Source organism: Salinibacter altiplanensis (genome assembly GCF_002894645.1).
GTDB lineage: Bacteria > Bacteroidota > Rhodothermia > Rhodothermales > Salinibacteraceae > Salinibacter > Salinibacter altiplanensis.
The window spans coordinates 12,652-37,880 of sequence record NZ_NCQY01000001.1; the positions used below are offsets into that span (position 1 = coordinate 12,652).

15 protein-coding genes are annotated in these 25,229 nt (G+C 65.2%); 8 read left to right on the top strand and 7 right to left on the bottom strand.

The window, feature by feature from the left end:
• Window positions 1-355: 355 nt before the first annotated feature.
• Window positions 356-3,784, bottom strand: a complete 3,429-nt coding sequence (gene mfd / locus B7R93_RS00080; RefSeq protein ID WP_103018829.1) for a transcription-repair coupling factor — start codon at window positions 3,782-3,784, stop codon at window positions 356-358.
• Between the two features lie 788 nt (window positions 3,785-4,572).
• Between mfd and B7R93_RS00085 the strand changes: the two genes are divergently transcribed.
• Window positions 4,573-4,770 (top strand): TlpA family protein disulfide reductase, encoded by a 198-nt coding sequence (locus B7R93_RS00085; RefSeq protein WP_103018830.1) that lies wholly within the window; start codon window positions 4,573-4,575, stop codon window positions 4,768-4,770.
• A 75-nt stretch (window positions 4,771-4,845) separates the two neighbouring features.
• Here B7R93_RS00085 and murQ read toward each other — a convergent pair whose 3' ends face one another.
• The 3 genes from murQ to B7R93_RS00100 form a co-directional block, all read right to left on the bottom strand.
• Complete coding sequence (gene murQ / locus B7R93_RS00090) at window positions 4,846-5,778, bottom strand: N-acetylmuramic acid 6-phosphate etherase (protein ID WP_103018831.1); 933 nt, start codon at window positions 5,776-5,778, stop codon at window positions 4,846-4,848.
• Window positions 5,779-5,854: 76 nt separating this feature from the next.
• The gene (locus B7R93_RS00095) at window positions 5,855-8,653 is read right to left on the bottom strand and encodes a CHAT domain-containing protein (protein WP_232797841.1); all 2,799 of its coding nucleotides are present in this window, start codon (window positions 8,651-8,653) and stop codon (window positions 5,855-5,857) included.
• A gap of 494 nt (window positions 8,654-9,147) precedes the next feature.
• Window positions 9,148-9,738, bottom strand: coding sequence for a hypothetical protein (locus B7R93_RS00100; RefSeq protein WP_103018833.1), 591 nt, complete (start codon window positions 9,736-9,738; stop codon window positions 9,148-9,150).
• Between the two features lie 139 nt (window positions 9,739-9,877).
• On the opposite strand from B7R93_RS00100, the gene recF reads away from it, so the two are divergent.
• Window positions 9,878-11,119, top strand: a complete 1,242-nt coding sequence (gene recF / locus B7R93_RS00105; protein WP_103018834.1) for a DNA replication/repair protein RecF — start codon at window positions 9,878-9,880, stop codon at window positions 11,117-11,119.
• Between the two features lie 48 nt (window positions 11,120-11,167).
• Entirely contained in the window at window positions 11,168-12,703 is a 1,536-nt protein-coding gene (locus B7R93_RS00110; protein WP_103018835.1) for a M48 family metalloprotease, read from the top strand.
• 107 nt (window positions 12,704-12,810) lie between these two features.
• Here the strand turns inward: B7R93_RS00110 and B7R93_RS00115 are convergent, their stop codons facing one another.
• Window positions 12,811-13,257, bottom strand: coding sequence for a MaoC family dehydratase (locus B7R93_RS00115; protein ID WP_103018836.1), 447 nt, complete (start codon window positions 13,255-13,257; stop codon window positions 12,811-12,813).
• A 276-nt stretch (window positions 13,258-13,533) separates the two neighbouring features.
• Between B7R93_RS00115 and B7R93_RS00120 the strand changes: the two genes are divergently transcribed.
• The gene (locus tag B7R93_RS00120; protein ID WP_103018837.1) at window positions 13,534-16,080 is read left to right on the top strand and encodes an efflux RND transporter permease subunit; all 2,547 of its coding nucleotides are present in this window, start codon (window positions 13,534-13,536) and stop codon (window positions 16,078-16,080) included.
• Between the two features lie 201 nt (window positions 16,081-16,281).
• Here the strand turns inward: B7R93_RS00120 and B7R93_RS15580 are convergent, their stop codons facing one another.
• Complete coding sequence (locus tag B7R93_RS15580) at window positions 16,282-16,434, bottom strand: hypothetical protein (protein ID WP_232797842.1); 153 nt, start codon at window positions 16,432-16,434, stop codon at window positions 16,282-16,284.
• A 401-nt stretch (window positions 16,435-16,835) separates the two neighbouring features.
• Between B7R93_RS15580 and B7R93_RS00130 the strand changes: the two genes are divergently transcribed.
• From B7R93_RS00130 to B7R93_RS15585, 3 genes are all read left to right on the top strand, one after another.
• Window positions 16,836-19,214, top strand: a complete 2,379-nt coding sequence (locus B7R93_RS00130; protein ID WP_103018838.1) for a methyl-accepting chemotaxis protein — start codon at window positions 16,836-16,838, stop codon at window positions 19,212-19,214.
• A gap of 413 nt (window positions 19,215-19,627) precedes the next feature.
• A complete protein-coding gene (locus B7R93_RS00135) occupies window positions 19,628-20,923 on the top strand; it encodes a hypothetical protein (RefSeq protein ID WP_103018839.1) in 1,296 nt (431 codons plus the stop codon).
• Window positions 20,924-21,466: 543 nt separating this feature from the next.
• The gene (locus B7R93_RS15585; protein WP_157942133.1) at window positions 21,467-21,823 is read left to right on the top strand and encodes a hypothetical protein; all 357 of its coding nucleotides are present in this window, start codon (window positions 21,467-21,469) and stop codon (window positions 21,821-21,823) included.
• 46 nt (window positions 21,824-21,869) lie between these two features.
• Here B7R93_RS15585 and B7R93_RS00145 read toward each other — a convergent pair whose 3' ends face one another.
• Entirely contained in the window at window positions 21,870-22,769 is a 900-nt protein-coding gene (locus tag B7R93_RS00145) for an integron integrase (protein ID WP_103018841.1), read from the bottom strand.
• A 1,352-nt stretch (window positions 22,770-24,121) separates the two neighbouring features.
• Between B7R93_RS00145 and B7R93_RS00150 the strand changes: the two genes are divergently transcribed.
• On the top strand, window positions 24,122-25,204 hold the full coding sequence (locus B7R93_RS00150) for a serine hydrolase domain-containing protein (RefSeq protein WP_103018842.1): 1,083 nt from the start codon (window positions 24,122-24,124) through the stop codon (window positions 25,202-25,204).
• The last annotated feature ends 25 nt before the right edge of the window (window positions 25,205-25,229 follow it).

Genomic DNA, 25,229 nt, shown 5'->3' on the forward strand with positions numbered 1-25,229 from the left:
TGCATACCGTCAACGGGCGTGAACCTCGTTCTTCGTCGCCATTCCATGCACCAAAACGTACACGCTCTCGCCACCCACTGCTGGACTCTCTGTGTGACACAGCGCATCCATTCGGGACGACATTGGGGCGGCGATCGAGGCAATGGCCGAGGAAGAGGACCTTTCCATCAGCGAATTCTACGCTCGAGCAGCCGAATCGTACTTGAAGTGCATTCGCCGCCGTCCGATCGACGAACGAGGACCAACGGGCCGGGCCGGTCGAGCCTCCGTGGAGCGGTCAGTGAGGCCCCTCACAACATTTGGGAGGGAGCCCTGGACTGTTTCACGTGAAACGTCCCCCGTTCCGGCCTGGAAATTACGCCTCCACCGTCGCCACCGTCTTGGTCTCCTCCAGCAGCAGCGACTCGGTCACGCGGAGCGCGTCGTCGAGGGCGTCCACATCCTGCACGATGGCGCGCATGAGCCCGCCCTCCACGTCGTCCTTCATCACGTACTCGCGGTCGAGGAGCGTGAGCTTTTCGAGGAGCGGGTGGAAGACCTCGTCGTAGAAGTACGGGTCGGCGTCCTCGCTGGGGAGGTAGAGGAAGAGCCGCTCGTTCTTGTAGACCACCTTTGGCATGCGGAGCCGCTCGCCGAGGAGGCGGAGGCGGGCCCCGGTGAGAAGGTTCTGCACCGGCTCCGGCGCGTCGCCGAAGCGGTCTTCCATCTCGTCGAGGAGGTCGACCAGCGTCGTCTCGTCCGGCGCGTCGCTGATGCGGCGGTAGAGGTTGAGGCGCTCGGTGTTGTCCCGCAGGTACGACTCCGGGATGTAGGCGTCCTCCTCCACGTCGACCGCCGTCTCGGGCCCGGGCGGCACGGCCTCCCCGTCGAAGACGTCGTCGAACTCCTCCTCGCGCAGCTCCTTCACGGCCTGGTCGAGAATGTTGTGGTACGTCTCGTAGCCGACGTCCTCGATGAAGCCGCTCTGCTCGGCGCCCAGCAGCGAGCCGGCGCCGCGGATGTCGAGGTCGCGCATGGCAATGTTGAACCCGCTGCCGAGATCGGAGAACTGCTCCACGGCCTTCAGGCGCTCGCGGGCGTCGTCGGTGAGGCCGTGCACGGAGGGCACCAGGAGGTGGCAGAACGCCTTTCGCTGCGACCGTCCCACGCGGCCCCGCAGCTGGTGGAGCTCGGAGAGCCCGAAGTGATCGCCCGCGTGGTTGATGATCATGGTGTTGGCGTTCGAGATGTCGAGCCCGTTCTCGATGATGGACGTGGAGACGAGCACGTCGAGCTTCTCGTTGACGAAGTCGAGCATCACGTCCTCCAATTCGCGTCCACTCATCTGGCCGTGGCCCACACCCACGCGCACGTTCGGCACCATGGCGCGCACCATCTCGGCCACCTCGTGGATCGTCTTTACCCGGTTGTGGATGAAGAAAACCTGGCCGCCGCGGCTCGTCTCGTAGACGATCGCGTCGCGGATGACCTCCTCGTCGAAGGTGTGGATCTCGGTGTTGATGGGCTGCCGGTTCGGGGGCGGCGTCTCGATGAGCGACAGGTCCCGCGCCCCGAGGAGCGAGAACTGGAGCGTTCGGGGGATGGGGGTGGCGGTGAGCGTGAGCGTGTCGATGGCCTCCCGCATCTCGCGGAGCTTCTCCTTTGTTTTGACCCCGAAGCGCTGCTCCTCGTCCACGACGAGAAGCCCGAGGTCGTCGAACACGATGTCCTCGGACGTAATGCGGTGCGTGCCGACGAGGATGTCGACCTGTCCCTGTTCGAGCCGCTCCAGCACCTTCCGTTGCTCGGCCCGTGAGCGGAAGCGGGAGAGCACCTCCACGTTGACCGGAAAGCGCTCCAGCCGCTCGCGGAACGTGGCGTGGTGCTGCTGGGCGAGGATGGTGGTGGGCACGAGCATGGCCACCTGCTTGCCGTCCTGCACGGCCTTGAAGGCGGCGCGCACCGCCACCTCGGTCTTGCCGAAGCCCACGTCGCCGCACACGAGCCGGTCCATCGGCACCGGCTCCTCCATGTCGCTTTTTACGGCGTCCGCGGCCTCGGCCTGGTCCGGCGTGTCCTCGAACTCGAAGGACGCCTCCATCTCGCGCTGCCACGTGGTGTCGCTGGAGAAGGCGTAGCCGTCCGATGCCTTGCGCTTCGCGTAGAGCTTGATCAGGTCGCGTGCCACGTCCTTGACCTGGTCCTTCGTCCGCCGCTTTTTCTTCTCCCACTGCTCGGAGCCGAGCTTCGTGAGGGTGGGCTGGTGCCCCTCCTTGCCGGTATACTTGTTGAGCTTGTGGAGGGCGTGGACGTTGATGTAGAGCACGTCGTCGTCGGCAAAGTTGAGGCGCACGGCCTCCTGCTGGTTGCCGCGGACGGTGATTTTCTTCATGCCGTCGAACCGCCCGATGCCGTGGTCCACGTGCACCACGAAGTCGCCCCGCGTCAGGTTTTTGATGTCGCGGAGGTTCATCCCGTCCGCGTGCCCGTCGCGCTGCCTGGAGGAGGGGCGGTGGTAGCGGTTAAAGATCTGGTGGTCGGTGTAGACCGCCAGGCTCGCCCCGGGCCATTCGAAGCCCTCGTGCAGCGACTCCACGACGAGCCGCGCCCATCCGTGGTCGATTTCGGATTCGAGCAGGTCGCGGAGGCGCGAGCTCTGGCCGTGGCTGTCGCAGAGGATGAAGGTGTCCAGGTCGCGGTCGCCATTTTTCTGGAGCCGATTCCGCACCAGGTCCATGTCGCTGCTAAAGGAGGGCTGCGGGTCGGCCTCCAGGTCGAGGGTGTCGGTGGGGGTGCCGTTGGTGGAAGACGGGGTAAACGTCCCGAATTGGAGACGCGGGTGTCGCGCGAGGGCCGCCGACAGCTGGTCCCCAGTGAGGAAGCGATCGTCCGGCGGCGTGAGGGCGTCGGGGGGCTCGTCCGCCTCGTCGGCCTCGGCCAGCTCCGCCCGCCGTTCCTCATAGGCCGCCACGGCGTCGTTGTATTGCACCTGCGCGCCCTCGCGCACCTGGGTTTCGTCGAGGGTCGCGAGCACTACGTCGTCGGGCAGGTATTCGAAGAGGGCGATGGATCCGCGGGCCGCCGCCTCCCGCTCCAGGTTGGGGACGAGGCGGGCGGTGGTCAGGCGGCTCACCGAGCGCTGCGTCTGCGGGTCGAACTCGCGCAGGCCGTCGATCTCGTCGCCGAAGAAGTCGATGCGGACTGGGTAGGTGCCGGCGTAGGGAAAGACATCAAGGAGGCCGCCCCGCCGCGCAAACTCGCCGGGCTCCTCCACGAACTCGACCGGCGAGAAGTCCTGCTCCAGCAGCCGGTCGGCCAGCGCCTCCAGCGCAATCGCCTCGCCCGTCTCCACGGTCAGGGTCTCCCGCTGCACGGCGGCGGGCGGGGGCACGAGTTCACCCACGGCGGGCACGCTCGTCACGAGGATCCCGTCGAACCCTTCGGCCAGTCGCTGCAGGGCATCGGCCCGCTCGATGAGCGGCGTGGAGTCTGCAATCTGCTCCGAATCGTAGGGCGTTTTCTGGGTGGCGGGCACGCGGAGGATGGTTTTGTCCGGACTGCCCACGAGCTGCTCCAGGTCGCTCTGCAGGTACGCCGCCGCGTCCTCGTCGGGCGTCAACACGCAGAGGGGGGGGCTGGGCTCCCCGTGAAGGTGGGCGAGGAGAAAGGCCGGAAGGGACCCGGCGGCGCCGGTCACGTGGAGGGCGGGCGTGCGGTCGCCGCGCTGGGCCTCGGCGGTCCAGGCGCGGAGGCGCGTCACGGCCGCGGTCGTCTCGATGCGGTTGGCGAGGGTGGAGAGGGACACAGGCAGTCGTGATGTTCTTGTGCATGAGGTCAACTCGTCCCCGAGTGCCGATTCCGCCGGATGGGGGCCCTTTTCGCCTGGGAGAGAACGGGAGAATGGGGGAGAGGGCGAGGCGATTTCGACCGCTCCGATCTGTTCTCCCGTGCTCCCGCTTGCCCATCCTCGAACGTGTCAAACACCGAAAGCCCGACGCCGGGCTGTGTGCGGCGGTCGGGGGCGATGGGACGAGCCCGGGTATAGGAGGCGAACGCGTTCACTTCGGAAGGGCCAACGGCACAGGCGAACGGGGAGGTTCCGGGGACGCTGCACGTCGGTGCGGAGGGGGCAAAGAGTCGCAGATGTTTCACGTGCGGGCGAAGGAGAGGAGGGAGGAAAGTGTTTAGGGATTGAGGATGGAGAGGTGCCAAAAGGTGAGAAAATGCCTACTGTAGGCGGGGTGGGGACATCTTTCGCTCAACCCCCCAGGTCGTCGTTGCGATGCGGAACGGAACGAAGGGAGTGCGGCAAGGAGGGTGTTTCACATGAAACAGGGGCGCATCCCCTCCTACTGCTCGTTTGGCCCGGTCCCGCGGACCGTCTCCGGGAACGACGATCGCCGATGGCGACGGCCCTATCGGGCCGGGAGCTGAGTGCATCGTCGCTGAGAGGAAAACATGTACTCCTAGACTTTTGGGGCAGCTGGTGCGCGCCGTGTGTGGAGGCGATTCCGAAGCTGAAGAAGGTATGCGACCGGTACCGAGACCCAAAACTTCGAGATTGTCGGGATTGCCGCTGAGGGCGAGGCATCCGTGCGAGATGCAGCGGACCGGTTCGGCATCGAGTGGCCCCAGGTCGCCGATGAGGACGGGGGCTACAGCTCGATGTTTTTGGTCCACGGGGATCCCACGTACTATCTGGTGGGGCCCGACGGCACAGCTTTGGCGACGGGGGAACGGCTCCGTGAGGAGGGATTCGAACCCATTCTGGACGAATACCTGCGTGAGTGAGGGCCCTGTTGGCGAGTCCTGGAGGGGACGGGGGGACTTCGGAGAAGGGCCATCGACGACCGGGGACAGGTTGGGCTAGCCGGTTCCATCTCCCGCAATGGCGGGCCGCACGAAGCCGTCCGCCGCGTCGAGTCGTCGCCGCGCCTCCGCTACCTCCACGTCCGCGAGGACCACGACGATCGCGGTTTTGACGTGCCCGTCGCACGCGCCGAGCACGGCGTCGGCCTCCTCGTAATCGATCCCTGTGACCATCATCACCGTGCGGAGGCCGCGTTCCACGAGCTTCTCACTGGTGCGCCGAAGGTCCACCATCATGTTCTCGTAGACCTTGCCGAGACGCACCATCGCGGCGGTCGTGATCATGTTAAGCACGAGCTTCTGCGCGGTCCCGCTCTTCATGCGCGTGGAGCCCATGATCACCTCCGGCCCCACCACCGGACAGATGGCGACGTCCGGGGCCACATCGAGGTCCGCCCGCGGGACCGTCGTCACGAAGAGCGTCGGGCAGCCAATCTCGTCCCGGGCGTGCTCCACGGCCCCCACCACGAACGGCGTGCGCCCGCTGGACGTGACACCGCAGACAACGTCATTCTCTCTCACTCCGTGCTGTTCAAGGACTTCGGCCCCGTCTTCGGGCACGTCCTCCGCGCCTTCCTGCGACCGAAAGACCGCCTCGCGCCCCCCAGCAATGAGGCCCTGCACCCGCTCCGGATCGGTCCCGAAGGTGGGGGGACACTCCGAGGCATCGACCACGCCGAGGCGCCCGCTCGTCCCGGCGCCCACGTAGAAGAGCCGCCCGTCGTTCTCGAACGCCTCCACCACGATCTTCACCGCCTCCGCCACGTGCGGCAGCTCGCGACGCACCGCAATCGGCACCTGGTGGTCCTCCGTATTGATGACGCGCAGGATCTCCTCCGTCGACGCGGTGTCGATGTGGGTGGAGTGGGGATTCCGCTGCTCGGTGGCGAGGGTCTGGAGCTCGTCGAAAAGGGAGGAAGAATCGGGCATGCCGGAGGCTAGAGGGGGCGAAAGGGCACGAGTGTGCTGGAGGCGTTCCGATCTCGATTGAGGAGGCCCTTTGCGCCTACGGGGACGCGATGCCCAATCGAGAGCGAAACCGAACGAGGAGCCAAGCGGAGAGGACTGCGAAGAGGGCAAGTGCGAGGGGCCACCAGGAGGAGGGGAGCGTGCCGCCGGACGAGTCTAGCTCCAGGGAGTGGGGCGCGCCGTAGAGCACCGTTGGGGCCCAAAAGAAGGGACTCAGGTTCCCGCGATGGTTTTGCAGGTACATCAGTTTGGCCTGCCGGAGGGCCCGGTCTTTGGGCTGGCCCGCCTGGAGGTTCTGGTAGAAGGTCTCCATGAGCGCAACGCTGGACCGATCGGCCGTGGGCCACAGGTTGGACACCGTGGCCCTGGCCCCCATGACCCGGAAGGCATACTGCAGGCCCGACATGCCTTCGCCCCCCCGCAGCGTGCCACGGGCGGTGCTGCACCCGCTGAGGACGGCCAGGGGCAAGGACCGGTCGCGCGCCTGCAGCTCGTGGAGAAACAGAAGCCCGTCTGAGCTGGAGTCGGGGTGCAGGAGGAAGGCGTTTTGGAGCGAGGAGGAGGGGTGGACAAGGGCGTGCGAGGCCAGGTGGAGCACGTCGGCCTGCCGGCTGGCGGTGGTGAAGGCCGGCTCCGTCGCGCGCTCGTCGAGAAACGTGTCGGCGTCGTCGAACAGCCGATCAAGGGTGTTGATCTCGGACCGCACCCCTGGCAAGGGGGGAGGGCGAAACGACGAGGGAGCGGCGGTATCGGGGCGAGAGGGCTGGAGGAAGGACGACGCGGACCGCAGGGAATCGAAGGAGGACACCCCGAAGGCCGCCAGGTCGCGAGAAAACGACGCGGTGTCGCTCCGCGCCTTGGACGTGTCGGCCGCCAGGGAGGCCGACAAATCGAGTGCCGTCGGGCGCTCGTGGAGCACAAATCGGGCCCGAGCGTGGTCGTAGCGTCCCCCGGGCGTGGCCGTCGCCAGCATCGAAAAGGGCACGTGGAACATCGGCCCGTCCGGAATGACGGTCAAGGGCTGTCCGTCGGAGAGGTGCTTCGCGATGGGGGCGTAGAGGCGGTCGTGCAGTGCCCGGAGTGGACGGAGATCGAAGTGCATCGCGTTCATGTGCTGAGGTGCCTGTTGGGCCTCGAACACCGAAGAGATGCGTCGAACGTGCGCCCGGACCGAATCCTGGGACAGGTTGGGGAGGGAGACGGCCCGGAGCGTGTCCCCCGTCAGGACGAAGGCCGCAGAGCGTGGGGCCCGGTCGTACACGGGCCACGGGTCGTCGAGGAAGTACGAGACGAGGGCCCGACCCTGGCGGGCGATCGTCTCGGAGATCTCGTCCACCGACGGCCGAGCCGTCATCGCGGAGTCGAGACGCAAAGCCCGTTGGCGAGTGGCCATGAGGGTTGCTTCGCGGGCACGAAGGCTTGCCGCCTCGGCGTCGTCGAGCGCATCGGTGCCGAGCCGAGTGCGCACGTCGGTGAGGGCACGTCCGAGGCTGTCGAACCGGGCCCGTGTCGTGGGCGGAAGCTGGTTAGCGACCCGGTCCTGCGTGCGCAGGTCTTGGAGGTACCGGGCGCGCGTTCGGTCCAGGGCCGCCAGGGCCGGTCGGGGTTCGTCCTGGGCAAGAAGGGTGCGCACAAGGCCGCGGTGCACGTCGCGCCACTGGGCAAATGCCGTTGAGGACCACTGCGTAGCGGTCAGCGACTCCCGGTACGTCTCGATCACCGAAATGCCCTCCCGGTAGTACGTCTCCGCCGCCGCCCAGTCGCGCTGCAGTTCGTGGAGGCGGCCCAGGCCGCGCAGGGCACGGCGCTGAAAGTCGAGGTCCCGAAGGTCTTCGGCGAAGGAGAGGGCCCGACGGAGCGTGCGATCGGCCCGGGCCCACTGTTCGGTTTGCATGTGGAGGAGGCCCCGTTTGAGGAGGGCAAATGCCTGGCGCCGGATGTCATCGTGGCTCCGGGCGTACCGCAATGCCTCGTCGTTGAGGCGATAGGCCTCCTCAAACTTGCCCAGATACCCGAGGCTTTCGGACAACGTCATCGTGGACCGGGCGAATCGGTCCGTGCCGGGGTCGGCGGCCGATCGGCTGCGACGGGCAAGCGTCCGGGCCCGCTCCAGCGATGCCCGGTCGAACTGCGTGTTGAGGGTCTCCTCGAGGAGAAGGTCGGCCTGGCTGTACAGAAGATCGACGTGGCGCGACGGGGCCGACAGATCATGGTCCCGGTACAGACGCTGGGCCCGGTTCAGATACCGATGGGCGGACCGATAGTCTTGTGTGCGCTGATGCAGGACGCCGAGGCTCCGGAGGAGCTCGGTCCGTGCGGCGGCCTTGGGGGCTGGGGTGTGCCGGAGGGCTTTGAGGTACTGATCGAGGGCGTCCGAGAGGTTGCCGAGAAGGTAGTACAGGTAGCCCCGCTCTTGATAAAGGTGTGGGCGCTCGGTCGCGCGGAGGGATTCCCGTTCGTCGGGAGAACGTGTGCCGTCGTCGAGGTGGGCGAGGGCGTCGTCGAAGGCCGCCACGGCCTCGGAAAACTGGGCGAGGGCGGCGTGAAGGTAGCCTTCCCACTTCAAGGTGTAGAGAATTTCTCGGGAGGGGCGCTCGAGGGCGGACGCGGGCAGGCGACGGAAGCATCGACGGGCGTCCTGAAGCTGAGAAATATAGGCGCGGAGCGTATCGGAAGAAACGTCGTCGCGCCCCGACCAGACCCGCTGAGCATCCGGGAACGAGCGCACGGGAAGCTCCGAGCGCGCGGTGGCGGGCAGAAGCTCTGTACAGTCGTCCCGTTCCGCAACATCGGCCGCGGAAACGACGACAAGAAGACTCAGCAGCAGCGCAGTCACGAGCAACAGAGATCGATTGGATTTTCAAGCCCCGTACGGTTACGTTCTATCCAAACGCCGCACACATCCTTTACATTTCTCCCAATCGCCGACACGAACCATGTTCGACAATTTAGGGCAGTCCCTCTCACGCCGATATCCGCTCTCATTTCAGGGCGGAGGCTCCGATCCGGGGTCCGGGGAGAAAGAGGAAGAGATTGAAACTGAGGAGGACGATGAGGACGACGGATGACGGCGGTGGCGGTGCTCGGGAACGAGACGGTCCTCTGAGGAGCGGAAAAACGCTCGGTGGGGAGTCCCATGTCTTTTGCCGACGGAAGACGGGCACGGGGCCTCCGGCGCCTCGTCCCCCAAAGGACAGAAGCCGGGAGACACGATCCCGATTCCAGAGCCCGGCGTCATAAAGTGGTGGGGCAGACCCGGAGGGGACCGTGGCCCCAAACCTACGGACCGAGCGTCGGAAATCGCAACGGGCCTTCGGGCCCCGAAGGGGGCTACTGCGTGCGGGGCGAGGCGAGAGGGCGGGCGTAGAGGGACGCGGTGCAGGTGCACGGGCCCTCGCAGGCGGGGCAGTGGGGACGCGTGCTGGTGCGGGCGTAGTAGTGCTCGACGGTGGCGATGCGCGTGAAATCATGCTTTTCGAACAGCACACGGCTGCCAACGGGAGCAGGCCGGTGCCACGCGATGCCGAACGCGCACGGGACGTCCCGGTCGGCGAGCTGCTCGAGCCGGCGTTCATAGAAGGCCGTTCCGACCCCGCGGTCCTCCCAGTCCGCCTGCACACACGTGAGGTGAAACAGGCCGTTTCGGGACGCGAGCGACACGTCCACGTCGAGGGCCTCAAGCCCAAGGTACTGGTGGGTGTAGCGCCGGTTGCCCACCTCGAGAAACGAGACGCCCACGACGGCATCGTGTGGGGCGACGGCCACAGTCGCGGTGGCCGAGTGGGCCGGGTCTAGGGCTGCCTCCATCCACTTGCGGCGCGTATCGGGCGCCCCGCCGAACCGATCGGCCCAGAGCTGTTCGGCCGCGGGGGCGTCGGCGCCGGTAAGTGGGCGGAGGTGAACGGGTGGGGCATCGGGCATACGCAGCGTCGGGCGTGACGGAGGAGCAGAAGAAGCTGCACTGGGTACCAACGAACGAAGGCCCTGCCCCCGTCGTAATGGAAAGCCTAGGGGTCCACGCAGGCTCCCGCGCAGGCTTTCCAGAGGTGGCGCTCCGTTCATGATTCTCCACACCCTTCGCCTCCGGTCGTTCCGGGCCCACGCGGAGAGCGAGTTCGATCTCGCCCCGTCGGTGAACCTCCTCTACGGGCCCAACGGGGCGGGCAAGACGAACGTCCTGGAGGCGGTCCACTACCTGTGCCTCACCAAAAGCTTTACGGCCTCGCGGGACCGCTACGCCGTGCGGACGGACGCGCCATATTTCGAGGTCGAGGGGCGCGTTGGGCAGGTTCGGAAGGAGCCGATGACTGTGAAGCTGGCGTACGTGCCCGGAGAGGGCAAGTCGGTCTTCGTGAACGGGGCGGAGCTCGACCGGCTGGCCGACCTCGTCGGCCTCCTGCCGGTCGTGGTGTTCTCCCCGGAGGACCACGACCTGACGGCCGGGGGGCCCAGTGAGCGGCGCCGCTTCGTCAATAACATCCTCAGCCAGGCGCGGTCCGTCTATATGGAGACGCTCATGAAGTACCGCCGTGCGCGCCGTCAGCGCAACGAGGTGCTCCGCAGCTACAAGAAGCGGTCCGCCCCGCCGCCGGACGCGCTGCTGGCGCCCTGGACGGAGAAGCTAGTCGGGCTCGGAAGCCGCATCGTGCACCGCCGGCAGCAGTTCCTGCAAGCCTTTGCGGACGACCTCGAAGAGGCATACCGTCGCATCGATGCGGTCGCCGAGCGGCCCACCATCGAGTACGATACGATTGCGGACCTTGCCCCCGACGCGACGCCCGACGACATTGAGGATGCGTTCCGCGCGGCCCTCGACCGAAAACAGGGACAGGAGCGCGACCGGGGCACCACCCTCGCCGGGCCGCAGCGGGACGAGCTCATCTTTCGCCTCGACGACCTGGAGGTGCGCCGGTACGGCTCGCAGGGCCAGCACCGCACCTTTGCAATGGCCCTCAAGCTGGCGCAGTACTTCTACCTGCAGCGGCGAAACGACACCGAGCCGCTCCTGCTTCTCGACGACGCCTTCGGCAAGCTCGACGCGGAGCGAACCGGGGTGTTTCTCGATCTCCTCCGGTCGGACGCCGTGGGGCAGAGCCTCGTCACCGCCACGCGCCGGGGGCCCTTCGAGCCGGCCCTCGACGCGGAGCCCGCGTCGCACCGTGCCCTGCAGGTCCAGCCGGGCGACGGGGCGGCGGTGGTGGCGCCGGATCCCGAATACGCCGGTGGGGACGCGACGGCCTCCAACGGCGTGGCATCGGCGTCCGGGGGGCCCGACGCAACGGCGCCGACGTCCCGCAGCTGAGCCGAACCCAACGAACGTGTTTTGCGAACAAGCGCTCTCCCATCCCCGATGACTACGTCGTTTCCCACACGTCGCGCCCTCGCCCAACGCCTGCACGTCTGGGCGCTCGTGCCCATCTTGTTGCTGGTTCTGACGGTCGGGGCGGGCTGTGTCTCGACGGGCACGAACCCGGTTTCCGGCAATACCCGCGCCTATGGCTATTCTTGGCAGGAGGAGGTAAAGCTGGGCACGAAGGCGGACGAGCAAATTCAGTCGCAGTACGGGGTCTACGACGGCGAGGGGCTGCAGGAGTACGTCGACGAGGTGGCACAAGAGGTGCTGGCGGAGAGCCACATGCGGCGCCCCGACACGCCGGAGCGGTTTCGGGATACGGAGTTTGAGTTCCGCGTGCTCGATAGTCCCATCATCAACGCGTTTGCGCTGCCCGGCGGCTACGTGTACGTGACGCGGGGCCTCATGGCCCACCTTAACAACGAGGCGCAGCTGGCCATGGTGCTCGGGCACGAGATTGGGCACGTGGCCGCCCGGCACTCCTCGCAGCAGGCGGCCCGTCAAAAGTTTACGCAGGGCCTCCTCCTCGGCGGGGCCGTTGCCGGGCAGGCGGCGCTCGGGGGCAACGTCGCGGAGAACGTGATGGGGATCGGGGGACAGGCCGCGCAGCTGTTCTCTCTCAGCTACAGCCGCGACAACGAGCGGGAGTCCGACCGACTTGGGGTAGAATACGCCATTCGGGCGGGCTATGACGGGGCCGAGGGGGCGGCCTTCTTCGAGTCTCTCGACCGGGTGCGGGAGCAAGGCGGGCAGTCCATCCCGACGTGGCAGTCGACCCACCCGGACCCAGGGGCGCGGAAGCAAACCATCCCGGAGTTGGCGCAGACGTGGCAGCAGAAGGTGGACGCACCGGCCCGGACGATCGGCCAGGATGCCTACTACGGCGCCCTTGAGAACGTCGTCCTCGGCAAAAATCCCCGCCAGGGCTTCGCGGAGGACGGGGTGTTTTACCACCCCGAACTGGAATTTCGTTTCTCCATCCCCAGCCGGTGGACCGTGCAGAACCAGCCGAAGCAGGTGGCCCTGGTGCAGCCCGACCAGTCGGCCTACATGATTTTCTCGGTCTCCGACGCGGAGAGCCCCACCGCTGCGGCCCGCGAATTTGCCGGGCAGGAGGGCCTTACCGTCCTCGACCGTCAGGGCACCTCGGTGAACGGGAACGACGCCCGGCGCGTCCTGGCCGAGGGCACGACGCAGGAGGGAGAGGTCGTGCGCCTGCTGACCTACTTCATCGCCTACGGAGACAGCGTGTACCAATTCCGGGGACTCACCGCCGGGGACCAGTACAGCGCCTACCGGCCCGACTTCGAACAGTCCATGACGAGCTTTGCCCGGCTCACCGATGCGGAGAAGTTGAACCGGCAGCCCACGCGCCTCACGATCCGCCCGGCCCGCCGGGCGGAGCCTTTCCGCTCCTTCGTGGATGCGGACGCGCTGCCGTCCGACATGACGGAGGAGGACCTCGCGATCATCAACCAGCTGGAGGTGGATCAGACCGTCCCCGTAGACCGTCCCCTGAAGCTGCCGAACTGACCTGCAGATCGGCATCGGAGCTCAGAGCCCCCACTGCTCCGGGCATTGATCGGGGGCCGTCCGGCTGTCCAGGTGGCCCGCGACACGAGCCCTTCCCGTGGCATCTCCTACCGGCGGGCCCGGTGGGGATCCTCCTCTTCTTCCGTCGGGGGAATGACGCGTCCCTCGCCGCCGACCACCATCTGGCCGTCCCGATAGATGTACGTGCGCAGCTTGACGTGCTTCTTGTCCTCAAGCTTTTCCGACACCTTGACCTGGACCCGGACCTCCGAGCCGACGGGGACGGGGCGGAGAAAGCGGCACGAAATGCCGACGGCGATGCTGCCGTGTCCGGGGAAGTCGCGGCCCAGCACCTTTGAGATAAGGCCGAGCAGGAGCACGCCGTGGACGATGGGCTTGCCAAACCGAGAATGCTCCTCTGCGTACTCCGGGTCGACGTGCACGGGATTGTCGTCGCCCGTGATGTCGGCAAACTTCTGCACGTCCTCGGCCGTGACGACTCGCGTCCATTCGTGGGAGTCGCCAATCTCTATCGATTCGTAGGTGTTGACCATGGGCAGTGCGCTGTTGGAGAGAAGGGGCGAAGAAACATAGAGATGACGTCGGCGGCAAGTTAGGAAAGAGTAACGGGAAAACCTACCGACTGCCACGTGGGGGGCGGGCCTCGCTGGTTCATTTGGGCGTGAAAAGCGGCATGAAAAGTGGGCCGGGCGGCGTGTTACTCCGATGGAGCACCGGGCGGCCTGTTGGCGTGGGGAACGGGTGTTCGCTGCGTCCATCCGAGGAGGGGGGCGACATTTCTGTCTTTGGTCATTCAACGCGCGAACGTGATGGATCGTCTGTTTCGGGCCCTGCGGCCGTTCATCCGACGTGTGACGCAGCGCGCCGGTGTGGTGCTCGGGCTCGCCGTTCTGGCCACGGCCCTGGGCGGCTACGGGGCATCCCAGCTCTCCCTCGATACCAACATTGCGAACCTCGTCCCCGAAGACTACGAAAGCGTCCAGGCCCTCAACACGCTCCAGCGCACCGTGGGTGGGGAGCGCGACATGGCCGTGGCCATCACCAGCCCGTCGTTTGAGGCCAACAAGCAGTTCGCCGAGGCCCTGATTCCGGAGGCCCTGTCCCTGCGGCGAACGGGAGACACGAGCGAGACGTACCTAACGCGCGTGGAGTACAAGCGCGAGGTCGAGTTTCTGAGGGACAATGCGCTCTACTTCGCGTCCGATCAGGAGCTGCGCCAGGTCGAAGGCTTTCTGGACGATCAGATTGCGGAGGCGAAGCGGGCCCGCCAGGACGCCAATCCGTTCTACTTCGAGTTGGAGGAGGGCGAGGCGGACACGACGGAGACGACGGAGGACGGGGAGGCGCTGGAAGGGGTGTACGACCGCCTCGTCGGCACGCGCTACCCGGTCTCCGACGACAGCACCACGATGGTGCTGCGCTTCTACCCGTCGGGATCGAATACAAACATCGGGTACATCGAGGACCTGTACGCCGACACGCGGGCCCTGGTGGACCGGATGGATCCCGCGTCGTACCACCCGGAGATGAAGGTGGTGCTCGCCGGGCGCCTGTACCGGCAGCTCGCTGAGGTGAACACCATCTGGGGCGACGTGGCCGGCTCGTTTGGGGCGGGCGTCGGGACCGTTCTGCTCGTGGTCGTCCTGTACTTTTTGTACAAGGCCTACCGGGTGCGGTCGGGTCCCGGCGTTGACGGCCGGGGGCTGTTTTGGGAGCTGGTGCGGGCGCCGGTGATGGGCCTCGTGATCGGCGGGCCGCTCTTCATGAGCCTGGCGTGGACGGGCGGCGCGGCCGCCCTGCTGTTCGGGGAGCTCAATCTCATGACCTCCACTCTCGGCCTCGTGCTCTTCGGGCTGGGGATCGACTTCGGGATCCACTTCTACGCCCGGTACGCCGAGGAGCGGGCCGACGGGCACGCGGTCGTGGACGCGGTGGAGCGCACCTTCGTGAGCACCGGCCAGGCCATTGCCGTGGGGGCGTTCACGACGGCCGGGGCCCTGTACGTGCTCGTGGCGGCTGACTTCAAGGGCTTCAGCGAGTTTGGGGCCATTGCGGGCACCGGCGTGCTGTTTGCCCTCCTCGCCATGACGGTCGTGATGCCGGCCCTGCTGGCCCTGCTGGAGCGGACCCGCCTGCTCAACCTCCGAGGAGGGGCCGGCCTGGAGGCCCGTGAGGCCACGCACCGGCGGTACGCGGCGGCGCGGCCCGTCGTCGTGGGGGGGCTCGTGGCCGTGCTGGGGGCCCTGGTTCTTGCTCCGCGCGTCGACTTTCAGTACGACTTCGGGGCGCTGGAGCCCGAGTACACCGAGTACGAGCAGCGCGACCAGTACGTTGACCGTGTCAGCACGGGCGGGGACGGCGACCGGCGCAACCCGGCCTACGTCGTGGCGGACAGCGCGGCCGAGGTGCCCGCGATCGTCGAGGCCGTCCGCGAGAAGATGCGATCCGACACCACCTCCCCAACCATCCTGGCGGTGGAGAGCCTGCAGGAGCGGTTCCCGCTCCACGACACCAGCCAGGCGGCCAAGCTGCGCCGGATCGCCCAGATTCGCGAGACCGCCACCGAGAATCGCTACCTGCGCGACGAGTCCACCGACGCGCTGGAGCGGCTGCGCCGCGCCGCCCAGCCCCGCACCCCCATCCCGCTCGACCAGGTGCCCCGGTCGCTTCGCAAGCAGTTTACGACGAAAGAGGGCGAGCTCGGCCAGTTCGTCATGATCTACCCGTCCGTGGGCCTCTCCGACGGGCGAAAGTCCATCGCCTTCGCCCGGGACGTGGGCACCATCACGACGGACGACGGCACCACCTACCACGCGGGCTCCACGTCTCTCGTCGCGGCGGACATGCTAATGCTGCTGCAGCGGGAGGCGCCCTGGATGATTCTGGGCACGTTCGTCATTGTCGCGCTGCTGATGCTGCTCAACTTCCGGTCGCTCCGGTGGGCCGGGCTGGCCCTCGTGCCGCTCGGGGTGGGCCTGCTGTGGATGCTGCTGGCGATGGAGGTGTTCGGCCTCAGGGTCAATTTCTACAACATGGTCGTCTTCCCGGCCATCCTGGGGATTGGCAACGACGCGGGGGTGCACATGGTGCACCGGTACCGGGAGGAGGGCTCCGGCTCGCTCTGGACCGTGCTGCGGTCGACGGGGGAGCACGTCACGATGGGCACGCTCACGACGATGGTCGGGTTCGGGGGGCTGCTCCTGAGCTTCCACCCCGGCCTCAACTCGATGGGCACCCTCGCGGTGCTGGGGCTGGGCACCACGCTGCTCGCGGCGGTCGCCTTCCTGCCGGCGCTGTGGCAGTGGCTGGAGGACCGCGGCGACGTGCCGCACGACGTGGGGACGGAAGAGGAGTGAGGGCGAAGGAGTGCCGTAGTCTAAAACTACTTCTTCGCTTCGCTCAGGGCGAAGCGTGTGGCAGGTCGCGTGCTTCTCAATGTCCGCCGTGTCGGCGGCGGTCTTGACGGCCCGCTGCACGGCCGAGTCGGAGCGGTGGTGGCGGCGCACGGCCCCACTGCGCGGGTCTCCCGACAGCTGCGGGGAGGGGAAGACGTACTGTCACCGCCACTCGGTCGCCGCGTTCGGGGACTTCTCCGCAATCGCGCCGGGCAGATGCACGCCCCTGACGCCTTCCGCACAGTCCGTCTCGTGTTGGGCCTTCACCGTCTTCAGGTGACGCTGGAGGGGGACGTGCAGGCGTTCGGGCAGCACGGTCGTGCGGTCCTTTCCCCCCTTCCCCATCCCGTGCGTGGAGGCGGCCCCTGTCGAAGTCGAGCTCCTTGGCCCGAAGGCGGAGAGCTACCGAGAGGCGCAGGCCGCTGCCGTAAAGAAAATATGCGCGTCGAGGGTCGAGTTGAATCGGTGCTCACAGGTGTTGAGGGCATTTTGAAATAGACCGACCGAAAGGCAAAACCGTCTTGGCAGCGTCTCAGGGTAGCTTTGCCGATTCAGCTCCTGATTGGCACTTAAGGTCTTTGGATATGCAGCGATAACTCAGGAGTAGAGCCATCTAACGGGGTTTTTGTGCGTGAGTATGTCCCCTGTGCTGGCTCGACCGGTCCCCTACATAGTTTGCTAACGCTGCTCTCTCGGTACAGGATTAGGACACTGCTATGAAATACCTGACCGCTCTCTGGTCCGCCGCTACCACCCGTATTGCGGCCAAGTTTATGATTCCGATCATCCTGGTGGTCGGATTGGGCGTGGTGGCAGCGGGGGTTGCCGTGTCGATGCGGATCGGCGACGACGCCCGGCGGGCCGCACAGGAGAAAGTTGAAGCCAGCACGGCGCGCTTCACCGATCGGATGCGAGCCATCAACCGGCTCCGTCTGGAGATGGTACGCAGCGGGATACGTACGATGAAAGACGACGCCCAGCAACTGGGGACCCCTGCCCTTCGAGGGCGCACGGTGCTCAATGGGGAAGAGGTGCCGGACCTGCAGTTTGGCCGTGTCAGCCAGGTGGGCCGTTACCAACTGCCGGATCAGGTTACCGAGCAGCTTGGGGGGACGGCCACACTGTTTGCCCGCGACGGCGACACGTTCGTTCGTGTCAGTACCAACGTGACGAAAGACGACGGCAGCCGAGCGGTGGGAACCGTTCTGAATCCGGACGGCAAGGCCTACGCGGCCATCACCGAGGGGGAGGCCTACTACGGAATAGTTGACATCTTAGGGCACAAGTACCTGACGGGATACGAACCGATGTACGATGCCCAGGGCGACGTGGTGGGCATCTGGTATGTGGGGTACGAACTGAGTGGGATGACGACGCTCCAAGCATCTGTCCAGGACACCCGCATCCTAGAAAACGGATTCCTGGCCGTGCTGGACGGGGAAGGGGAGATGATGTTCAACTCAGAGCACGTTGGTTCCGATCAGCTACAGTCTGCACTTGCCAGTGAGGATGGATCGTGGAGCGTGCGGCGGTCGACCTTCGACGCGTGGGGATTTACAATTGTCGCCGCCTATCCGGAGCGCGACATCAACGCCAAGCTCGCTGGCGTGCGGCAGATGATTTTCCTCTTTGGCGGTATCGTCGTGGTTATTATCGGAGGCATCCTGTACGCGGTGGCGCGGCGGACGGTCATCAGCCCGATACAGGAGTTGGCCACTGCCGCGGATGCGGCTGCGGACGAGGACTACAGCGCACATGTGGAGCGTGACACCCAGGACGAGGTGGGGCAGCTGGCCGCTGCATTCAACGCGATGGTGAGCCAAATCCGCGAGGCCGTGACCCAGATGGAAGAAAAAAGTGAGGCAGCCCGCACGGCGGCCCGTGAGGCGAAGGCCGCCAAGGCCGAGGCCAACGAGCAGCGTGCCTACCTCAGCGAGAGCGTCGAAACGATGCTGGACGCAATGAACCGGTTTGCCGATGGGGACCTGACGGTGCAGGCGCACCTCGATGACGCCGAGGGCGATGGCGACCTCGATGAGCAGCAAGCCATGATGGCCCGCCTCTTCGAGGAGTTCAACCAGGCGGTGAAGAGCATCCGCCAGCTCCTCTCAGACGTGAAGGGGGCGGCCGAGGAGACCGCTTCGTCGGCCGACCAGATCAGCGCTTCCTCGCATCAGATGGCTGCCAGTGCCGAGGAGCAGTCCGCGCAGGCCGAGGAGGTGGCCGCGGCGGTCGAGGAGCTCAACCAGACGATTGGCGAGAACGCCGAGAGCGTCCAGCGCACCGCGGAGGCGGCCCAGACCGGCAGTCAGAAGGCCCGCCAAGGAGAAGAAATCGTGGAGGAAACCGCTGGAAAGATGGAAGAGATCGCAGAGGTGGTCGAAAGCTCGGCGGACACGATCGAGCGGCTTGGTGCCTCGAGCGAGCAGATCAGCCAGATCGTCGAGCGGATCGACGAGATTGCTCAGCAGACAAACCTTCTCGCCCTGAACGCGGCGATCGAGGCCGCCCGGGCCGGCGAGGAAGGAAAGGGCTTTGCCGTTGTGGCCGAGGAGGTTCGCGACCTGGCGGAGGAGGCCGACCGGGCGACCGGCGAAGTTGCGGAGATGATCGAGCAGATCCAGACCGAGGCCGAAGAGGCCGTCGGCCGGGTCCGCGAGGGCACCCAGCGAGTGGAGGAGGGGCGCGAACTGTCGGCCCAGACCGGGGAGGTGATCGAGGAGGTCGTCGACTCAATTGACCAGGTCGAGCAGATGACCGACGAGATCGCGGCGGCCTCCGAAGAGCAAAGCGCCACCAGCGAGCAGATCGCCCGGTCGGTCCAGTCAATCTCGACCGCGGCCCAGCAGTCGGCGGCGGGAGTCACCCAGGTGTCCGATGCGGCCGGTGACCTGGACCGGCTCATCGATCGGCTCCAACAAGGCGTCGAGCAGTTTGCCCTCGGGGAGCAAAGTGGAGCCGGACGCGACGCGGGGCTGGTAGGAACGGCCCCCGGTGGAGCGTCTGCTCCTGGTGAAAGCGAACCAGAGGAACCGGCCGACTACGGGGGCGATGGATCTCTTGCCGGAAATGGGCATCTGGGGACCGAAAGATAAGCAGTCCTGAGAAGCTGTTTGGTGGACGCTCTGTGGCCCCTCGGAAGTACTTGGTCGCTGCGCTCCCAGCGCAAGATGGCTTCTGCATTCGCCCGGTAGCTCCCCACGGGCATGACCTCGCTCCTGCTCGGCCCCCGCTACAGAGACTCATTACAGAGACTCATTTGGGCACCATTTTGCAGCTTCGCCCACTGTGTGTACTCGGCTGGGCCTCGTCAGTCGCTACGCTCGTGTCGGCTGAACATCAATCCACCAAACAGCTTCTGAGGCATTCCGGTTTTTTCGCCGGTGGCGAATGAGCTCAGGCTTCACGTCGGTGGCTATGAGGGGGATCATAAAACGGAGTGGCTCTTCCGGCCTGGAAAAACGTCCTGCACGAGGCACGCCTTTCCCAACAGAAAAGATACGCACTCATGCACTGTCGATGCCACCTGAACCCCGCGTCCTGGGCCTGTTTCTTTTTCGCAATTGCCGTCGCTCTGCTCATCCCGGGGCAGGCCAGCACGGCCCAGTCCATTGGCCTCAGCGGGTTCGTCAAGTCCTCCTACTACTACGACACCCGGCAGGTCGTAGCGGCGCGAGACGTGGACTTTATGCTCTACCCGGCGGCCAACAATCCCGACGCCGACGACCTGAGCGACCGAGACAACCTCGGGGCTTTTCAGTTCTTCTCGCGGCTCGGCCTCCGTGTCGACGACTTTGAGCAGAACGTGCTGGGGGCCGACGTGTCGGGCTACGTCGAAACGGACTTCTTCGGGCCCACCGGCGACGTGCAAAACACCCTCCGCGTCCGGCGGGCCTTTGCCAAGATGTCGTGGGACAACCGCGACGTACAATTCGGGATGGAGTGGTCGCCGCTTTTTACACTTGGGGCCTTCCCGCACACGGTGGCGTCGGAGGCGGGCACGCCGTTCAATCCGTTTGCCCGGCAGCCGATGATCAAGCTCACGCTGCGGCCGACGGAGACGCTGCGACTGATCGGTGCCACGGCCTGGCAGATGGACGCATTCGTGGACGCGGGGCTGTCCAACGCGCCCAGTGGGACTGAGCCACAGGGCGGCATCGACGCGCAGCAGCAGGCCGCCATCCCGGGGCTGCACGGCCACGCGCAGTACGTTACAGATCGGGTCACGCTCGGGCTGGGCGGGTACCTGAAGGCGCTGCGTCCCTTCCCGCTGGGCGAGCGTTTCTTTGGCGGCGCCGGCACGGCGTATGCCGCCTACAGCGGCGATCCGCTGGTGGTGCGCGGCAAGCTGGTGTACGGAACCGCCCGCGATCACATAGGCATCGGCGGCTATCTTTACGACCCGGCGGCCGCAGGCAACGACGTTGGCGCAGCCGACGCGTTTCAGCAGATCAACACGCTCAGCACCTGGGTCGAGGTTGAAAAGGCCGGGACCATCGCGCCGGGCCTCTTTGCTGGATATGTGACCAACCTCGGCGTGGCCGACGCGCTCGACGGGCCGACTTCCGGCGTTGCCTTCGCCACCCGCGGCGTGGACCCGGACGGGGAAAGCCTCGCTTCGGTCTGGGAAGTCGCGCCCCGCCTCGCCCTCAACTACGGCCCCATGCGCTTCGCCCTGGAGGTGCAGGTGACCACTGCCCAGTACACCGCCCGCCTCGACGACCACTTTGCCCCGGACCCCGCCGACGCTGAGGAGCCGGTCACCAATGTGCGGGGGGACCTCAGCGTCTTTCTGTTCTTTTAGACTCGCCGCTGCGCACTGACTGCCCCACTCCTTCGACTCATGAGACTCACCGCGCAACAACAGCGAGCATGAGCCTGCGTCCCTCGCTGCTTGCGCCTCCGGCGGTGGCCTTCGACCTATCGTGTACGGGCCGAGGGGAAGTGCTTCCTCTCAGCAGAACGAAACGCGCTCCAGTACCGGTGATCAAGGCCAAGGCAATGACAACTTTAATCGGTACATTATGCAATTAAAACACTGTACGACTGGCATATCAGAAAGAGTGTCTTTCGGGAAAGGCCTCCCTTGAAAATGGACCGATCACGAAGTCTCCAATGCCTCCTCAACCGTCGCGGCCGTCTGTTTTTCTCCTCTTCGAAGGATAGGGGGGCTGATCTCCTCGGGCGGAATCAAGATCAGATTTGCCTCAAAAAGATCTATATCCGCTTCTGAACGGTAGTGGATCGTGACCGGATCATACGTGATGTCAATCAGGGGGGGACAAACCCCATCACCGCAGGCGGATTGGAAAGAGATGCCCCCAGCATCTTCTCAGGCAAGCCGCCCTTGGCGACACGGACACTGCTCTGGTGGAGCACCACTGCACTTGTTCGGGGGTACCTGTTCGTCTACCGGCGACATCGCGGGAGAATCGCCGCGGTCGCACAGCGGCAGGGTAACCGCGCTTCCCCGACGTTCACCGGTGAGGAGGGGCCGAGAATCTATGTGTTTGGACTCATCAAAAAGCGGTCGACCCCAGGCGAGATCCACCGGTACGCGGAGGACCACTTTTCGGACTGGGTTCCTGATTTCCGAACGCAGGAGCGCTACAACCGGTGTCCGGGGCGGCTCGCCGCGGCGGTCGCCTTCCTGCCGGCGCTGTGGCAGTGGCTGGAGGACCGAGGGTTTTGGGGGGAGCGTTGAGGGTTATGGGGTGAGGGTTGGTGCGTGGAGGGCGCGCGTCGGGGGGCTACGCCGGGTCGGTCGGGAGGGTGTCGAGGGGACTGGTGACGGCCTCGCCGCTTTGCTCCAGCACGTGGACGTACTGCATGGTGGTGCGGAGCTGCTCGTGGCCCAGCAGCTTCTGAATCGTCCGCACATCGGTGCCGTCCTGCAGCAGGTGCGTGGCGAAAGAGTGGCGAAGCGTATGACACGTCGCTCGTTTCTCGATCTCCGCCGCGTCGGCGGCGTTCTTGACGGCCCGCTGCACCGCCGAGTCGGAGCGGTGGTGGCGGCGCACGGCCCCACTGCGCGGGTCTTCCGACAGCTGTGTGGAGGGGAAGACGTACTGCCACCGCCACTCGGTCGCCGCATTCGGGTACTTCTCCGCAATCGCGTCGGGCAGATGCACGCTCCCGACGCCTTCCGCACAGTCCGTCTCGTGCTGGGCCTTCACCGTCTTCAGGTGACGCTGGAGGGGGACGTGCAGGCGTTCGGGAAGCACGGTCGTGCGGTCCTTTCCTCCTTTCCCATCCCGTACGTGGACGCGGCCCCTGTCGAAGTCGAGCTCCTTGACCCGGAGGCGGAGAGCTTCCGAGAGGCGCAAGCCACTGCCGTACAGAAGATGAGCGATGCGCCGGTTTGGGCCGGGAGAGAGGGACGCGAAGAGGCGCCGCACCTCCTTCCGAGAGAGCACCGTGGGGAGGCGTTTGGGCCGGTCGGCCCGGTCGAGGGGGCCAATGTCATCGAGTTCCACGCCCAGTACCTGTTCGTAGAGGAACACCAGGGCATTGAGGGCCTGGTTCTGGGTGGAGGCCGCGACGTTGCGCTCCGACGCGAGGTGGGACAGGAAGGCCCGGATGTCGTCTTCCGCGAGGTGGCGGGGGTGGGTGGTGTCGTGGAACCGAACGAAGCGGGTGACCCAGCGCACGTACGCCTTCTACGTGTGGTAGCTGTACTGGCGGCGCTGGCAGACCTGCCGCACCTGATCGAGGAGCTTGGGGGATTGTTCTGTGGGGCCGGGCATGGCCGAAGAGAGGGACTCCGTTCAGGGTGTGTGGCTTGACAATAAGATCGCCAATATTGAATATGTCAAATGAGTTAACGTATTCAGCGAGTCAACCCGGTTTGACATATGCACAGGGCATTTCGCATAACCAGAAGTGGTTCAGTGGGTTGTAGGGCTGGGGATGTGGATATGTTGAGCACATTGATATAATTATAGGTTATACGGCTAAACCGAACTGTAACTACCTTACTCTCTCAGAACTTGTGTTAAAACAATGTCAGACCATGCAGATCACCACTTTAGCATTCAAATTCATACTTCTGATCTCGCAATCTTGAACTGTCTTCGGGCACTAGCCGATTATACACAGGAAACAGGAAATAGCAGAATTACTTGGGGGGGGACGGGGGAAAATAACTGGGAGGAAAACAACCAGCAGGTAACATTCCACTTTACCAATCCTGAGTACAGACACCAATTCAAGCAGGAAGCAAGTCGAGTGCTGCCATACCAGTCCTGGAGGACGGTTCAAGAGAACGATAATGATCCTGCAACCCCCCAATCCTGAGGCCGATCACGGTGGAAAGTAGGGCCGCATAACCCATCACTATAGCTGACGAGCGGCTTTTGCCAGTTTTGAGCGATGAGGTTAAGGCAGTTCATCTCCGTTTACCGCGAGTGATGACAAGAGCGAATGATCGCTTTGCCGTCCGACTCGATTTGCCGATGTACTGGTTTCTGACCTCTTCCTGGCCGCTCGCGAGCTAAGTTCGCCCGTTATACGCACCCTTTCGCCTCCTCTAGCAACTGCAATTGCTGTCATGAAACTATCGAAGCCGTACAAGTACGCCGCCCTAGCCGGGGTCTTTATATTCAGTGCGCTGGTTGGCGCTTGGTCTTACTCAGCGGGATTACCGCAGAGGTATTTGGGAGATGCGATACCATATGTCGTGGTTATGATTGGGAGTCTGGGAGGACTGTATGCGGCGTATCTAACAAAGAGAAAGAACTCGTCCCCAAACTGCTGACGAGAAGGCTTGAGCGTATAACACGGCGCTGCACCGGACGATGGGCGTGTGCCGTTTTAAATCTGCGTCGCCATTTGGCTGCACTCTACGCTATATTTTGGCCTCGCTGCTCATCCTGCCACCGCCGGTGAGTTTTGACCGTTATGCCGATCTATCCGTTCTATTCAGTGGCCGTCGGTTTGCTATTCCGTGAGATACTACTTTTGTAGTATTAAACAAGCAGTATCAATCGGACCCTTCCCATCCATGCGACTCCTGCTCTCTTTGCTTCTCGTTTTCTTCCTCGCTCCTGGCGTCAATGCACAGGGTCTGGGCCAGGGTACGGCGGAGGCGCCTGTCACTGACTGGCCCTCTGCCGATGCCGACACTATGGGCCTCAGCACCAAGGCGCTTCAAGCCCACCTCGACCGTTGTAAGCAATCAGGCTCCTTCGGATGCCTGGTGGCGTACAGGGGGCACGTCGTGCAGAAATGGTACCGGGTCGAGCATCGCAACCCGTTTGTCGGGACCCGCTCGGCGGTGAAGTCCTGGACGGGTCTGCTTGCGGGCATGCTCATCGCGGACGGCGCCATCGACAGTGTCGGCGTGCCGGTGGCCAAATGGATTCCGGAGTGGACCGCCGGAGCGGAGGCCGACGTCACGATTCGGCATCTCCTGACGATGACATCGGGCCTGAGCGATCGCACAGGCAATGGCGTGACCGTTCCGCCTCCCGACTCGGCAACGGCCGCGGCGATTCCGGAGGGGCCCGGCGTCGTGGCCGAGAAGAACACGACAGGATATGTTTTTGACCTCCAGCTCGACTTTCCGCCCGGGAAGCGGTTTTCCTACAGCAACGAAGGGGTGCAGCTGCTCTCCCCCATTCTGGAGCGAGCCGCGGGAATGCCCCTCGCCCGCTACGCCCGCGAGCGATTGTTCGGCCCCCTGGGCATGGAGAATACTCGTCTCATGGTGGACGAGTACTACAACACCATCACCTTCGGCGGCGCTGAAACGACCCTCACGGAGTTTGCACGCATTGGGCAGCTCATGCTCAACGAGGGGCGCTGGAACGGCCTGCAGATCGCGCCCGCCTCGTGGGTCGAGCGGTCGACCACTTCCATCGAGCAGATGCCCAACTACGGGTTTCTGTGGTGGATTGACCCGAAACGAACTAATTATGCGGCGACGGGCAGCCTCGACAATGTCTGCATCGTCTTTCCTGATCTGGACCTCGTGGTGGCCCGGATGCAGCGCGACCCTCATCCAGGCGCTGAGGTCAAGTACCAGAGCACCCAGACCCTGGACCTGCTCCGGCGGATCGTGGAGGGATCGGCCACGAAGGAATAGCGCCCGGCCCCGGAGTGTCCGTTCT

Bases quoted from the DNA above. Each gene is read 5' to 3' on its own strand.
- murQ (WP_103018831.1), bottom strand. From the start codon at position 5,778: ATGCCCGATTCTTCCTCCCTTTTCGACGAGCTCCAGACCCTCGCCACC.
- B7R93_RS00100 (WP_103018833.1), bottom strand. From the start codon at position 9,738: ATGCCCGATGCCCCACCCGTTCACCTCCGCCCACTTACCGGCGCCGAC.
- recF (WP_103018834.1), top strand. From the start codon at position 9,878: ATGATTCTCCACACCCTTCGCCTCCGGTCGTTCCGGGCCCACGCGGAG.
- B7R93_RS00110 (WP_103018835.1), top strand. From the start codon at position 11,168: ATGACTACGTCGTTTCCCACACGTCGCGCCCTCGCCCAACGCCTGCAC.
- B7R93_RS00115 (WP_103018836.1), bottom strand. From the start codon at position 13,257: ATGGTCAACACCTACGAATCGATAGAGATTGGCGACTCCCACGAATGG.
- B7R93_RS00120 (WP_103018837.1), top strand. From the start codon at position 13,534: ATGGATCGTCTGTTTCGGGCCCTGCGGCCGTTCATCCGACGTGTGACG.
- B7R93_RS00130 (WP_103018838.1), top strand. From the start codon at position 16,836: ATGAAATACCTGACCGCTCTCTGGTCCGCCGCTACCACCCGTATTGCG.
- B7R93_RS00135 (WP_103018839.1), top strand. From the start codon at position 19,628: ATGCACTGTCGATGCCACCTGAACCCCGCGTCCTGGGCCTGTTTCTTT.
- B7R93_RS00150 (WP_103018842.1), top strand. From the start codon at position 24,122: ATGCGACTCCTGCTCTCTTTGCTTCTCGTTTTCTTCCTCGCTCCTGGC.